This window comes from Bdellovibrionales bacterium, assembly GCA_019750295.1.
In the GTDB taxonomy this organism is placed as follows: Bacteria; Bdellovibrionota; Bdellovibrionia; order Bdellovibrionales; family JAGQZY01; genus JAIEOS01.
On sequence record JAIEOS010000057.1, the window covers coordinates 23,489 to 38,668 of the forward strand.

Sequence of the window (15,180 nt, forward strand, 5' to 3'; positions counted from 1 at the left end):
AGAAAAATCCGTAGTAGTAGGGGTAGAAATCAACGAGGAACATCCATTGAAAAAGAATTTGCCAAAATGGTTAAAAATTCCCGGCCACTCGAAAGCTGTGGCGGCCGGCGTATTGTTTCTGTTCGCTTTGTGGAGTGGCTTTATGTTTTACGAGCTCCTCCAGATCAAAACTCACTATTCCATGGATCAATTCCATCCAGATAACCATACGCTGTTAAAGACAGATAAAAAGATCAAGGCGCGATTCCAGATCGTAGATGCGTTGCCTTATCTTATATTGGTCGAAAGTAAAACGCAGAGATCGTGGACAGAGCCTGGGATGCTGTCAGAGCTCACAAAGTTGACACAAAAGATGGCTTCTTTTGACGAAGTTTCCGACATCAAAAGTCTCGCAAATATCGAAACCGCCGTGACCGACGACACCAGCTTCACCGTGGGACGAATTCGAGACATTGCGAGCACTCCCGCCCATCAGAAAAAAATTCTAAAAGATCCGCTCATGGCTCCCCAACTTGTCTCAAATGATGGCAAATTCGCCGCGTTAGTAATCAAAACAAAGAGTCTATCTTTTAAACAACAGTCCACATTCATAAAAAAATTAGAAAAAGTTGTCAGTGAAAAACCAAATTTATTTGCGGGTGAAATTGGTGGACCGTCAGCGATTTCTTCTCAAATTGCCGAACTTTTGAGTGACGAAATTACGATTTATTCCATTTTGTCGCTTCTCATTTCGATTCTGATCTTCTACGTCATGTTCCAAAATATCAGTGTGGTCCTCATCGGTTCTCTTGTGATCCTTTGCTCGAATCTTGCCGCACTGGGCGCGATGTCTCTGTTTGGATTTTCTTTGACCGTACTTTCGAGCACGGTTCCGATACTTGTGACGATTATGGTGGTTTCCATCACGACCCAAACTTTGTCTCGGATCTCAGATTTTCGAAACAAAGTTTTAAAGCGTCACCATTACCTACTTTCTTTACGAGTGATGAAAGAGTTAGTACCACCTCATTTTATCGGGGCGATCACAACAGCCGTCGGTTTTGCCACGTTCGCAAGTTCGGAGATCCCGATTATTCGCGAATACGGGCTGAGCGTGACTGTCGGAATTCTCGTGGGTTGCACGACGACGATCATTTTGTTACCCGCCTTGCTGACATGGCTGCCCGCACCTCAAAAGCGCAAAGAGCTTGTCAATTGGCCCGCGATTTCAAACAAAGTCATTCATTATAGAAAACCGCTTTTCGCCTCGGTGATGGTTTTGGTGGTCGTTTGTGTTGCCATGGGCGGGCAATTGAATTGGTCGACGGTCATTTTTGATGATCTTCCGGAGAGCCATGCCACTCGTCGCGCGACTGAGACGGCACAGATGCAGTTGGGGGGAGTGATCCCGCTCGAGATTTCGGTGGGTCGATCGTCAGCGAAGGAATTTTGGAAAAATCCTAAAAATTTGCAAAAGATGGACAAACTTATCGCTCGCTGGAGAGATTACGAGGGAGTGGGTAGCGTTGTTGGAGTGGCTGACTTCTTAAAAGCGGCCAGCCCTCAACAGACGATTTCTAAAAACAAAAAGTCGATCTCGGAGACCTTTTTTATATACGGGATGGCTGAAGAGAATCCGCTGCAGAACTTTACTGCGGATAACAATAGTTTTGCTCGCATTTCGATTCGCATGCAGGACATTCCCTCCCACGAAAATCAAAGAGTGATTCAACGGATGTTAGATGATGCTCGACGAACTTTCCCAACTCTCAAAGTAGAAGCGACGGGGATGGCGGCGACCCTTCATGCGATGAATGAGGAATTGTCTCGAAGTCTAATTTATGATTTCTATTCGGCTTTGATGTGGATTGTCGTTCTCTTAATGGTGATTCTCCGATCCGTGCGTTGGACCCTCATTGCCGTGATTCCTAATTTGGTACCGACAGCACTGCTTTTGGGAGTCCTCGCTATTTCGCAGACACCCATTAAGCCTGGTGTGGCCATGGTTTTTGCGATCTCTTTGGGAATGGCATTTAACAATACAATTTATATCCTGGATAAACTTAAAAAGATGATCAAAGGCTCAAACGCAAAAACCCTTCCGATTGAGTCTCTCATGGCGGAAGAATTTGGCCCCTGCTTTGTGTCGAGTATCGCGGTTATGGCGGGGTTTGTCGTTTTCTTATTCTCCTACTTTAGTATGAATAAATTGTTTGGAACCTATTTAATGCTATCTGTGGTGACTGGACTGATCGGCGACCTTATTTTACTGCCAACCCTACTAGCTCTTTTCCCAGGTCTCTTGCTTGCGCCGATCAGAGGTGACAGAATACTTTATAAAGTGAGGTCCTTTATGATGTTGCCAGCTGTGCAGAAACTTTCCGTCGCTCTGATAATCGGTGCGTCCATCTTCTTCTTTGCGAAGCCCTCATTGGCGGCAACGCCCAATGACGAGGCCCTAGGGATTCTTAAAAAAGTCGTTAAAAAGCAGTCTTCTCCTTACGAGGAGGCCGAAATTAAAATGATCACTAAAGAGCCCGATGGCTCTTCTAAAGAGAGAAAAATTTTAATCAAACGCAAAAATGATAAAGAAAATAAAGCTCTGGTAAAATTGCTGAGTCCCTCGGACCTCAAAGGCGTCGGTTTCCTTTCGTTAAACACTGGAAGTAAAAGCGAAGAACAATGGCTGTATCTTCCTTCCGAAAAGCGCTCTCGCCGGATTGTTGGATCTAATAAGAAGGGTAAGTTTTTAGATTCGGAATTGAGTTACGAAGATTTTCGCGTTTCGACCTATGACGATTTCGAAAGCAAGATCCTCGAAAAAAACAAAGACACCTACGTGATCGAAAGTACGTCTAAAGAAGATGATGGTGTTTATAACAAGATCAAGACTTGGGTGGATGTTAAAAATTATCGAATTCTTAAGTCGGAGTATTACAGTACTGATGGAAAACTTGTTAAAGAGATGAGCTTTAATAATTACAAGAAGTACAATCAGTTGTGGCGAGCTCAAAATGTTTCGGTCAAGAATATCAAAAAGAACCGGAGCACTACCCTTGAGATCCAAAAGCTTTCGGCGAAAAAAATCAGTGATAACGAGTTTTCTATGAGTGCTCTCGAAGCCGGTTAAACAAAGACAGATTTACGCGCTTCTAATTCCTTATTTAGTTCGATTTGCATATAATCTTGTAAGTCCTCCGCCAGATGGCGCACCAGAGTCTCGTCTTCTAAGTCTTTCAGTGAATGCTCAAGATAAATTGGGGGAAGGAACTTGATTTTCCACTTGGCCGGCAGTGGAATGATATTTAGCGGAAGAGGCAAGATCAATCCGCGAAGATACTTTGATTTAATTTGAGCGAGGTTGATGTGCGTCTCCTCGGCTCCGATCACCAAAGTGGGTATAATTGGAGATTTGGTCTCCACCGCAAGACGAATGAATCCCTTTTTAAAGGGTTGAAGTTTATAGGCCTTGGTGGACGGCTTAAAGTTTCCGTACTCTCCCTCGGGAAATATAATTAAAAGCTTATCGTTGTTTAGAGTCTCTAAGCCGTTTTGTTTATTGGCTTCGATAAAACCCATTTTTTGTGCGGGATAAGCCGTTGTCTGCGTGAGAAACCAAAAGTGATGTGCGAGGACGCGGGGAGTGCGTCGCACTTTCTCAAAAATATGGTGGCATAAAAGAAAAACATCAAATCCAGAGAAGCCCGAGTGATTGGCGGTGATGAGCGCGCGTCCTTTGACGGGAATGTGCTCGAGCCCTTCGACTTCAATCCGAAAATACTTACTCAGCAGATCGCCCAAAAAATGGGGTAAAGCATGGAAGGCCAATTCTTCTTTGCTTAACTGCGCTAGCTCATTTGTTTTTTCGCTGACTTTTTTTAGAATCCATTTCATTCTTTGGGGACTATACTCAAAACGACTGTAAAAAACAGCCGAAAAAATGGGAGCGAAGAGATTATGTCTCAATATATTCTCGCAATTGATCAAGGCACCACGGGTTCCACCGTATCGATAATGAACACCTCCGGGCATGTGGTGGCTAAGGCTGACCAAGATTTCCCCCAAATTTTCCCCCAACCGGGCTGGGTGGAGCACAATCCTGAAGAAATTTGGCAGAGTGTGGTGAAATCTCTCCAGAAGGCACTCACCATCGCGCAAATTCGCGCCTCCTCGATTATTGCGATTGGGGTGACCAATCAGAGAGAGACGGTTCTGGGTTGGGATCGTTCCACGGGTCAACCCATCGGTAACGCGATCGTTTGGCAATGCCGTCGAACCACTGAGGATTGTAAAAAGCTCAAAAAATATGAGAGCAGCATAAGAAAAAAAACAGGGTTAGTACTCGATCCTTACTTTTCAGGAACGAAGATGGCGTGGATGCTTAAAAACATTTCTCGAGCCAGAGCTCTTGCGGATCGAGGACAACTTTGTTTCGGAACGATGGATGCTTATCTCGTTTGGAAATTGACAGGTGGAAAAAGTTTTAAAACGGATCACTCCAATGCGTCCCGCACTATGCTCTACAACCTTAAGACTCAGAGCTACGATCCTGATCTGCTGAAGCTCTTTAAGCTGAAGGAAGAAATGCTTCCCGCCATCGAGGCGTCGAACGGGAGCTTCGGAAAGACGCAAGGGATACCTGGTTTGACAGATGGCATTCCTATTTGTGGGGTGATTGGAGACCAACAGTCCGCCCTGTTTGGACATATCGGTATCTCTGCTGGCGATGCGAAAATTACTTTCGGAACGGGCAGCTTCCTGCTCTTTAATACTGGCACCCAAATCATTCAGTCTAAAAAAGGTTTACTTTCCACGGTGGCATGGAAGCTCAAGGATCAAAAACTCATTTATGCATTAGAGGGTGGTGCCTTTGTGTGTGGAGCCGCAGTTCAATGGCTCCGCGATGGTTTAAAATTCTTCGAGAAGAGTTCCGAAGTTCAGAGCCTAGCGCAGTCCGTGGAGGACACGGGGGGAGTGGAGTTTGTGCCGGCGCTGACGGGATTAGGCGCGCCGTATTGGGAGCCCGAAGCGCGCGGGATCATCACAGGTCTTACTCGTGGAAGCACTCGAGCTCATATTGCTCGAGCGACTTTGGAGGCCATGGCTTTACAAAATGTCGATATTCTCGAGGCGATGAAGCAAGAGGCGAAGATTCGTATGGGTAAAGTCAGAGTGGACGGTGGAGCCACAGAGAATGGTCTGCTCATGCAGTTGCAAGCCGACTATTTGGGAATTCCCGTACAACTTCCAGAAAACATAGAAACCACCAGTGCTGGAGCGGCTCTCATGGCCGGATTAGGGGCAGGGGTATGGAAAAATCTCAAGGATCTTGAAAAAGTAAATCCTGTGGCGAAAACGTTTTCCCCCCATCTCAAGCCCGCAGCAAAAAAGAAGCGATTGGAGAGGTGGCACAAAGCCGTGGGTCTTTCTTTTTCGAAGTGACGCAACCTCGACCCAGGTCGAGGAAAAATTGTTATCGATAATGAAAAATATTTCGACAATTCTTAGGCCGAAGACTTGTCGACCGAACCGTTTCTATTTCCTGCTGGAAAATTCTTAAAAGAGACGCCGTCCAGTATTATTTTATAATGTTTCTCCCGATACTAATACTGTGGAGGAACACATGAAATTTTTCGTATCAATATTAGCCGGACTTCTCTTTACGCTAACAACTGCAGCGTGCAATCACGTCACCCCCAAGCCTGACGCGGTGAACTCGGCGCCAGTTCCTTCGCAGGTTTATGGATTTAAAGTTGTTGAGAAAGATGTTCCTCAGCAGCGAGCCGTGAACTCAAAATCCAAAACTCCCAGCGTACGCAAGGAAAAGTTTGTGGTGATTTCTGAGTGTGTAAATCCAGAAAATTGTGCCAATCCTGCGAAAGAAGCAGTGGTTCCTTATGATCGTTTCATTGCTCAGGTTCAGCAGGAAGTGAAGGCCAATGAGAAGATCGTTGAAAATCACGAGCAGTTTCTTGAAAAAAGCTTAAATGTGTTAAAATCAGAGCAAGAAGTGATGGAGCAAGAGCAAGCTTATTACGAGCGCCAACTTAAACTCTACAGATGGAGCTCATTAAAGCCGGTGGTCGATGGTCATAAGAAGGCTCAAGAGGTTGTCGCTCATGATTTAAGCCTTTTTAAAGCTCGCATTTTAAGAATCGAAGACGAACTTCGCTTTGTGAGACGTAAAAACGGACCTCGTCTTTCCCAAGAGGATTCAGTAATAATGTTGATGGAGATGGCTGCCGCCGGATTCCCTCAGTACAAACCCGAGTTCCACTCTCAAGATAACGTTTGGAAAATGTTTGAGAAGATGGGGAAGCAGTTCACGAGCACTCCTGGCGTTTAAACCTAGGAACCTCAATCGAATTTTGAAGAGCCGTTGCATCAACAACGGCTTTTTTAATTTTGGATTTGTTTTTGAGTTTATTGTTGCCCACTACATCATCTATCAGCAGAGGCACAGCATCCACGACTATCTCGTAGATATACTAATAAATCATTAAGTCCCAGTTCCTTTAAGTTAGGTAACAGTTCCCTTTTTTTGCGGTTTACCGCAAAAAAAGGGAACTGTTACCTAAGAGTTACCTCAGAACAATTCTTCGTCGTTTCGAGGGGGTCGCTTCTTCGATGGGCTCGTGGTGACGATTCCATCGGGAACGAGGTCTCTGATATTGTCGACCCAGTGAATTCGGCAATGCTTTGGAACCTCAAAATTCTTGAGATGTTTCTTATTTGATTTGGGTAAATAGAAAACATCAAAGCCGAGTTTAATGGCCTCTTTAAGGCGGAGGTCAGGGAAAGAGACTCCGCGAACTTCGCCGGTCAGTCCGATCTCTCCAAAGTAGCAGGTGTTGGAGCCGACAGGCTGGTTTTGATCGCTGGAGATGAGAGATGCCGCAATGGCGAGATCCACTGCGGTTTCGGTGATTTTGAGTCCTCCAACCACGTTGATAAACACGTCGTTCTGATAAAGGCGAAGTCCCAAGTGTTTAATGATCACAGCCAGTAACATATGGAGGCGGTTCAAATCCACGCCGATCGATGTTCTTCGTGGTGTTGGGAGAGGAGTCTGCGAGCACAAAGCTTGGACTTCGCAAAGCAAAGGACGACTGCCTTCCACAGAGGCAAACACGGTGGAGCCAATTAAATTCTTACTGCGCTCTTCGAGAAACATTTCCGAAGGGTTCGCCACTTCCTCCATCCCACCGGAGCTCATGGTAAATACGCCGAGCTCATTGGCGGCGCCGAAACGATTTTTGATCGAACGCAAAAGTCGGAATTGATAATTATTGTCCCCCTCGAAGGAGAGCACGCAATCTACCATGTGCTCAAGCACTTTGGGGCCGGCGATGTTGCCTTCTTTGGTGATATGACCGATGAGGAAAACCGAAATGTTTTTACCTTTGGCAATGGACATGAGTTGCCCCGCACACTCTCGCACTTGGGAGACCGTTCCCGGCGCGGATTGGAGCTCTGGAAGGTAAATGGTTTGAATCGAGTCCACAATAACAACGCTAGGTTTTACCTGATCGATTAAAACTTTGATGGCCTCTAAATTATTTTCTGAGGCCACATGCACCGTCTTGTTGCGAAGACCGAGTCGTTGAGCGCGATTGACGGTCTGTTGAACAGACTCTTCTGCCGAAACGTAAAGAACGTTGATATCTTTGTTGCCTAAGCTCGCCGACATTTGCAGCAGCAGGGTGCTTTTTCCGATGCCGGGATCGCCGCCGAGAAGCACGAAACTGCCTTGCACCACACCGCCGCCCAAGACACGATCGAGTTCACCGATGCCGGTCACATGCCGAAACTGATCGGGGCTCAGTGTGGGAGCTGTATCGAGGGTAGAGAGTGCAGAGCCGGACGTGTCCGAACGAGTTTGGATGGACCAACCTCGACCTAGGTCCTGAGGCATGATCTTTTCTTCCACGAAGGAGTTCCATGTTCCGCACTCCGCGCAACGTCCTTGCCACTTGGGACTTTGCGCACCACAACTTTGGCACACATATACAGTTTTGGTCTTATTTTTTTTCATGCTTTCGGGTTAACATTAAAACCGGGGAAATTAAAGCTCATGTTCATCGGAAGAATCGTTTTTTTATCATTTTTATTTGTGCTCTCAGCGGACCGCCTTTACGCGGCGGAAAATGCTGCATCGTGGGAGTTTCTATCGGCAGAAGGCCGATATACGGAAGCGTTTAATCTCCTCAAGGCTCAAAAAGAAAAAGATAATTTTTATCTCGGAGTGACCGCCTTCCATGCGGATCACTGGAAAGACGCTGTCGATTATTTCTCCCAGGCTCTTAAAGAAAACAAAGACATGTCGGATTACATTTATATGTATCGCGGACGCGCCCATTTGGCTCTCAAAGAGAACCAAAAAGCCGTGGACGACTTTAAAAAAGCCGAGACCACCTCCCGCACCGGATTTATGAAGGATCTCAATGTTTTCTATCAAGCGGAAGCTTTGTTGCAACTCAAGCAATGGAAAAAATCAGAGTCGCTTTACAAGAAAGTTCAAAAGAAACTTTCCCGCACCGAATACTATCCTGATGTTTTGTGGGGACAGATTGTTGCCGAAGTGAGTGATGGACGTGCCAATAAAGTTTGTCGAAAAGCGAAAGAGATTTACATCAAATTTCCGTCCTATTCGAAAATTATTGATTGGGGAATTCAACTCAATCAAAACGCAGTGAATGGGAAAAAGCTCAATTGCATCGTGACCTTTGCGGAGCAGAAGCTAAGGCTTCAGCGGTTGTCATGGTCTGGGTTGGCCGACAAAGCTCTGGAAGAAATTAGTTCCTTACAAAAGAAAGCTATGGCAAATCAGCAATTTGAAGTCGATGAGCTGATGGTGAACTATCTTTTGCAAGAGGGCTATGTAGATCAGGCTCAAAAGATTCTCGCCAAGTATACGGAAAGTCGTAAAGGGGATTACGACTACTTAATGCTCCTAGGTAAAGCGTACTCTCGATCGACGGAGCCTCTTAAAGGCGTTGATTATTACTATCAAGCCGCGAAGGCGACAAATAAGTCTTCGCTGTCTTCAGCGGCGCTCTTTCAGTCCGCCTTTCTGAGTTACTTTGTTCAAGATTACTCCGGTGCCCTTTCAAAGTTTAACGAGTACATGGCGAAATATCCTGGCAATAAAACGGTCTCTGATGTTTTGTGGTATTCGGCCTGGATCCAGTATTTGCAAAAAAACTATAAAACCGCAGAGGAAAATTTCACGAGCATTCTCGCCGCCAAAGAGAAGAAGCCACGTCTCTGGACCGAGCACAAGGAAGACAAGATTCGCTATTGGTTAGCGATGAGTATTTACCGTCAAGGAGATCATCCTCGCGCTCTCGCTCGATTTACGGAGCTCACTCATGACGAATCGATCGGTTACTACGCGGTCGCCTCTTATCAACGCATTCGTCAGATCAGTAAGCGGGGAGTAGCAAGTTTACCAGGTGAGAAAGGATCCATTCACGAAAACTGGTGGATGCCAGAAGCCCTTGCGAAAAGTAAATCTAAGGAAGAAGAAGATCTTAAGCCTGCCGTGGATAATTTCGAAGAAAAAGTCGACGCCCTTCTTTCGAATGAAGAGCAAGTGGACGATATTTTATCACTCGATCTTAAAATTGATCCCACGAGATCTCAGCTTCCGGAAGACTTGCGTTCCGTTTATTTCACCAGCGTTGAAAAAACGCTTCAACGGGCCTACCACTTAGTGCGTTTGGGTGAGGACGGATTGGCGTATCGCGAGATTCTCGAGACCGAAGGGCAAAAGTTAACTCGCAGTCAAAAAGAATGGCTCCTGCAGGCTCACCAATCGGTTCGATCGTTTAATCGCTCGGTGGTTTTAGCTGATCACTTTTTTTCGGAAGAGGGACAAAAGCTGGGTCTATCTCACGGTGCAATTTATTGGCAGAATGTTTATCCCAAAGCTTTTGATAATGTCGTCAGCCAGTATTCCAAGCGCACTAAAGTTCCTTCCGAGTTTATCTGGAGTATTATGCGCGCCGAAACGATATATCGACCAGATGCGATCTCGCCGGTGGGGGCTCGCGGATTGATGCAGATCATGCCTAAGACCGGCCGTAAGATCGCCTCCTTACAGGGTGAAGACGTGGATACGAACTCCTTAGTTCGTCCTTATGTTTCGATTCGCTTGGGATCTTACTATCTTCAACGTGTGCTGAAAAAGTTTAAGGGAAATTTGGCTTTAGCCGCTGCGGCCTATAACGGAGGACCTCACCGCGTTCACGCTTGGATTAATTTATTTGGCCGACTGGATCTGGACGAATTTATCGAGCATATTCCTTACCAGGAAACTCGGAACTACGTTAAAAAAGTTTCCAAGTACTATGCGATTTATAATTTGATTTATAACCAGAACTCCGAAGCCATGCGTTCTCTCACCAATCCGATTGGTTTTCAGCTCGAGGGTACGGTGCCGACGATGGAAACCTGGGAGAAGATTTAACTCGATCAAGTTTTTGCTGTCTCACTTTGAGAACCCTCTCAATCTTAGTCTAGAAGCTGCCGACAAGTGATTAGCTTATTAAAGCGGGATTCAAGACAGTGAAAAAATGCATTTTAATTTTAGTGATGTGGACCTCTTTGATTGCGAATTCCGCCCGAGCTGAAATCTGTGCGAAAAACTTTTCGGATCTCGACAAAACAGAGAATTTAAAGTCGCTCAAAGTGATCATCCCTCAAGAAGGAAAACGGGGCTTCGTCAATAAAACCTCCGGATCCTATTTTTGGCTCGAAGTCGTGGGTGATAGCCTCGAAATTACATTTTTTACGACGGGACTTTTAGATCTCTACGGCATTCGCCGTCAGGGTAAAATTGAATTTTGTGATACCGGAAAATCCATACAAGCCCGAGGAATCCAACGCAATGTGGATCTGGTTCTCAAAGGAATGCATTTTCAGTTTGGTGGAGGCACTGCCCGTGAATCTTTCACTGCTGGACCTATGCCCGAGGCCCTGCGCCGAATTCACGACGTCGAAAGTCCCGCTGAGAATCCTAGTGAAACACCTCTAAAGCCTTCCGTCGCTCCTGCAAAATTGGCATCGGAACTCAGCCCGTAGCGTTTCAAAACAGGTCCACCCCGTCAGTCCAAGTCGAAAATAGTGTTTTGTCTGGAATCGAGACTCTTTTACTAACAAACGAGGGGTCCTGGCTCAATATTTTCACGATTTATGACGATAAGTGAAGTGTTTGGAATTCATAGGTATTCGCGAATTATTGAAAGACAAGGGCCAGTGAAAAAACGAAATCGTTTTTACATTTTAAATTTATTATTTGTAGCCTATTTTTTTTTCGACGGATTTGGTGCAGGCTCAGCTGGTGCCGGGATCATTTGTTTATCAAGGTCAAATTACAAAATCAGGGGGGCTACCTTTGGAAGCCAATCCGGTGATTTTTAATGTTCGGATTTATTCAGCGGTGAATGATTGTCTCCTTTACGAAGAGCAACACTCCGTGAATATGTTGGGGAGTGAAGGAATCTTTGCGCTCAATGTGGGTGCAGGAATTCGCTCCGGAGCCGATTACGACGACACATCAAATCTGGTTCAAGTTTTTCAGAACGGGATTAATTTTACGGGAATCACCAGCTGTGCGTCGGGTTCAAGCTATAATGCTTTAACAGGTCACACACGCAAAGTGAGGATTAGCTATAACGATGGCTCTGGCCTTGTCACGTTAGCGCAAGACTTTCACATTCAAACAGTCCCTTACGCTTGGTATGCGAATAGTCTTCAAGGTTTATCCGCAGCGAACTTTGTTCAAATCAACCCTGGACAAAATGTCACGCAGGCCAATTTAGAGAACCTTTTTGCCGGAACAAACTATAATACGCTTTACAATTTAGCCTCCGGAACTTCCACGGCACCGCTTTCGATGAACAATCAACAAATTAAAAATTTAGCGGACCCGAGTTTAGCTCAAGATGCGGCCACTAAGAATTATACCGACACGCGAGTCGCGGGAAGTTTAGTGAATCTCTCAGGTGTGGGTGCCGGAGTCGGTGACGGTCGGGTCTTGGCGTGGAATGCGTCCCTCAACCAGTGGGAGGCCATTACTCCTTCGTCCATAACGGATGCGACAAAACTTCCGCTCGCTGGTGGAACAATGACCGGGAACATCAACATGAACGGTCAACAGGTTTTAAATTCCGGCCACATCACATTACAAAATTTATCGACGATAACGTTAGGGAAATTTACGAGCGCTCAAGAAACCACTTTGGTGGGTACATTGGGTGTAGGGAATAAGGGCGCGACTTGGTACAACAGCACCACTGATCGATTGATGTATTGGGATGGAGATAGTGCTGAGTCCGTCGGAAACAGTGTGAGCGTCGATAATATTACAAGCGCTGCATTACAGTACTTTAGCTACATGCCCGCAGGCACCGAGTGTCTGTCGGGGGAAGTTCTTAAGTGGGATGCCATCAACGACCGCTGGCTCTGCGGTGCGGATTCGGTCGGCGTCACGGCGCACAGTGGGCTCACAGGGTTAAATGCCGACGACCATCTCCAATATGTACTATTGGCCGGGCGCGCCGGTGGACAAAGTCTTCGCGGGGGCACTGCTGCGAATAATACTTTAACTCTCGAATCCACGAGCGATGCAACGAAGGGTCCAGTGTTGATTCAACCCACGGCGGGAAATGTCGGTATCGGAACGACCAATCCTTTAGCCACCTTACACGTTGAGGGTACCGTTCGCGCACAACAGGTTTGCGATGAGTTGGGTGCGAACTGTAAAGATATCTCCACAGGTTGGGGAGCGGGTGGAGATATTGATGGAATTGTGACCGCTGCAGGTTCGGCCTTGAGCGGAGGAGCTCTGAGTGGAACCGCCACATTGGCCGTCGTTACCGATGGGACAACGATAGAAACGAATGGCTCTAACCAGCTCCAAGTGAGAGACGGCGGAGTCTCTTTGGTGAAACTGGCTGCGGATTCGGTGGATAGTTCCAAAATCGTGAATGACAGTATAATGAATGCGGATATTAACTCCGCAGCGGCCATCGCATGGAGTAAAATAAATAAGACTGGCGCCGCCCCTGGAGACGTTGGTGCAGCGAGCGTGTCTCGATCGATCAATACGAACTTGGGGTCGGGATTAAGTGGGGGAGGGGATCTCTCCGCGGATCGAAACATTAGTCTTAATGTCGATAACTCCACCGTGGAGATTGCCACCAACACCTTGCGCGTGCGCGATGGTGGAATTACAAACGCAAAGATCACTTCTATCAGTGTTTCGAAAATTTCTTCAGCGGCGGCGGAGTATTTTTCCTACATGCCTGCGGGAACCGAATGTACAAATAATTATACATTGATTTGGGATTCGACGTTAGATCGTTGGATATGCGGAGCTCTTCCCACGACATTAAGTAATATCGCAGATGCAGATAACGATACAAAAATTCAAGTGGAAGAAAGTGCCGATGAAGATCGCATTCGTTTCGACACTGCAGGCACTGAGCGGATGATCATTGATGCGGTTGGGAATGTCGGAGTTGGTACGAACAATCCTGGTTACAAATTGGACGTGAATGGTCAAATGAATGCCACGCAAGTCTGTGTCGCTGGAGACTGCCGATCGTCTTGGCCAGCTGCGGGCTCTGGGAACGCAGTGCCGCTGGTGACTAAGATTTCCGCCAGTGATTTGCCTGCGGGCAGTTTTACTGCGCTTGTGAACTTTACTCCCGATTTCAATTCGGCCGTGATTAATAATCTAGGTGGGGCGAATCTTGCGGCCAATCGCGTGGATATTCCATCGGATGGCATTTATTCATTGATTGCAACGGCCTACTACTGTCCTCAGACGAGTCACTACACCTCCACGGCCATCCTCATCGACGGCGGGGCAACTTTCTTAGCGGGAAGCCCTGTGGCCAGTGGATGTCGAACGGATCATGTGAGTGCAGTGATCAGTTTAACCGCTGGGCAGAACGTCTCGATGACACTTTTCGACTCCGTCAATGGGCCCACGGCCGGTATTGGAAATATCTCATTAAGTGTGGTGAAGCTGAACTCCTTGGGGACCAGCGTTCTTGCGGATCTTGATGGGGATACTAAACTAGAAGTGGAACGCAGTGCTGATGACGACACTCTTCGCATGGCCACGGCGGGATCGGATCGATTGACGATATTGCCCACCGGAGACGTGGGAATCGGAACGAATGCTCCATCCACCTTACTAGATATCGCCGGCGCGGTGACGTCTCGACCCACGGGAACGGGTGCGGGACAGACGGGTCAATTCGTCATGCGCGAATTAGCGGCCGGTGGCACAAACACCTATACTCTAAAAGCCCCCGACTCTCTCAGTGCGGATCGCTTTTTAGTGTTCCCAGATTCGAATGGCGCTAATGGAAACGTTCTCTCCACCAACGGAGCCGGTTTATTAAGTTGGGTCTCGCCCTCGGCGGCCACCAGTGTTTCCGCGGTGGCGGGGAACGCAACGACTCCATCGATTCACTTTTCAACAGATCCCGACACGGGTTTTTTCAACTCGGCCACCAACACCATTGGAATTTCGGCAGGAACCAATCACGTCGTCGATATCTCGACAACGGAACTCAAAGGAACTGCGGTAGGTGCGGCATCGATTTATTTGGGAGCCCCCGGCGCCGGAAATCCAGCCTACTCTTTTAATGGAGACACCGATACGGGTTGGTTTAGTCCTGCAGCCGATACGTTAGCCGCATCCACCAATGGAACAGAGAAAATTCGAATCACATCGACGGGGAATATCGGGATTGGTTCCACAAACCCCGCATCCGCGCTCACAGTGATGAATAACAATAGTGGCGATGATGGTAAAGATGATGTTTCCGTGATTTCCTTCGGAAATACTTCCCCAGGGTTTATCACAAGTCGGGCTCGTGGAACAGTTTCGGTTCCCACGGCCGTGCAATCGGGTGATGTCATCTCTACCCTTTTTGGTTTTGGATTTAATGGATCAGGTTATCTTGGAGCTGGCGGGATTTCCGTCAACGCAGAAAACAATTGGACAACAATCGCCGCGACCAACAATTCCAATCTCATTTTCTCAACGTCCGCGGCGGGAGTCGCTCTCGAAAAGATGCGAATTACCTCTACTGGTAATCTCGGGATTGGGACAACGAATCCGACAGCGAATCTGGATTTGAGGGCGCACACTCCGGAAATCAGAGTCACGGACACCAA

The 15,180-nt window shown here is 47.0% G+C and carries 8 protein-coding genes; 6 read left to right on the forward strand and 2 right to left on the reverse strand.

Annotation, left to right across the window (positions count from 1 at the left end; all coding sequences use genetic code 11):
- The first annotated feature begins 46 nt into the window (after positions 1-46).
- Complete coding sequence (locus K2Q26_10465) at positions 47-3,109, forward strand: outer membrane lipoprotein-sorting protein (protein ID MBY0315934.1); 3,063 nt, start codon at positions 47-49, stop codon at positions 3,107-3,109.
- On the opposite strand, the gene K2Q26_10470 is transcribed toward K2Q26_10465, so the two are convergent.
- Entirely contained in the window at positions 3,106-3,873 is a 768-nt protein-coding gene (locus K2Q26_10470) for an acyltransferase family protein (protein ID MBY0315935.1), read from the reverse strand. The genes K2Q26_10465 and K2Q26_10470 overlap by 4 nt on opposite strands.
- A 63-nt stretch (positions 3,874-3,936) precedes the next feature.
- On the opposite strand from K2Q26_10470, the gene glpK reads away from it, so the two are divergent.
- Entirely contained in the window at positions 3,937-5,421 is a 1,485-nt protein-coding gene (gene glpK, locus K2Q26_10475; protein MBY0315936.1) for a glycerol kinase GlpK, read from the forward strand.
- A gap of 181 nt (positions 5,422-5,602) precedes the next feature.
- The gene (locus K2Q26_10480) at positions 5,603-6,325 is read left to right on the forward strand and encodes a hypothetical protein (protein ID MBY0315937.1); all 723 of its coding nucleotides are present in this window, start codon (positions 5,603-5,605) and stop codon (positions 6,323-6,325) included.
- Positions 6,326-6,565: 240 nt separating this feature from the next.
- On the opposite strand, the gene radA is transcribed toward K2Q26_10480, so the two are convergent.
- On the reverse strand, positions 6,566-8,014 hold the full coding sequence (radA, locus tag K2Q26_10485) for a DNA repair protein RadA (protein ID MBY0315938.1): 1,449 nt from the start codon (positions 8,012-8,014) through the stop codon (positions 6,566-6,568).
- Between the two features lie 39 nt (positions 8,015-8,053).
- Between radA and K2Q26_10490 the strand changes: the two genes are divergently transcribed.
- The 3 genes from K2Q26_10490 to K2Q26_10500 form a co-directional block, all read left to right on the forward strand.
- Positions 8,054-10,450, forward strand: coding sequence for a transglycosylase SLT domain-containing protein (locus K2Q26_10490; protein ID MBY0315939.1), 2,397 nt, complete (start codon positions 8,054-8,056; stop codon positions 10,448-10,450).
- Positions 10,451-10,548: 98 nt separating this feature from the next.
- Positions 10,549-11,064, forward strand: a complete 516-nt coding sequence (locus K2Q26_10495; GenBank protein MBY0315940.1) for a hypothetical protein — start codon at positions 10,549-10,551, stop codon at positions 11,062-11,064.
- Positions 11,065-11,323: 259 nt separating this feature from the next.
- Positions 11,324-15,180 (forward strand): hypothetical protein (locus K2Q26_10500; protein MBY0315941.1); only part of this gene is annotated, 3,857 nt, incomplete at its 3' end.

Coding starts and splice junctions, on each gene's coding strand:
- K2Q26_10470 (MBY0315935.1), bottom strand. CDS start 3,873: ATGAAATGGATTCTAAAAAAAGTCAGCGAAAAAACAAATGAGCTAGCG.
- glpK (MBY0315936.1), top strand. CDS start 3,937: ATGTCTCAATATATTCTCGCAATTGATCAAGGCACCACGGGTTCCACC.
- K2Q26_10480 (MBY0315937.1), top strand. CDS start 5,603: ATGAAATTTTTCGTATCAATATTAGCCGGACTTCTCTTTACGCTAACA.
- radA (MBY0315938.1), bottom strand. CDS start 8,014: ATGAAAAAAAATAAGACCAAAACTGTATATGTGTGCCAAAGTTGTGGT.
- K2Q26_10490 (MBY0315939.1), top strand. CDS start 8,054: ATGTTCATCGGAAGAATCGTTTTTTTATCATTTTTATTTGTGCTCTCA.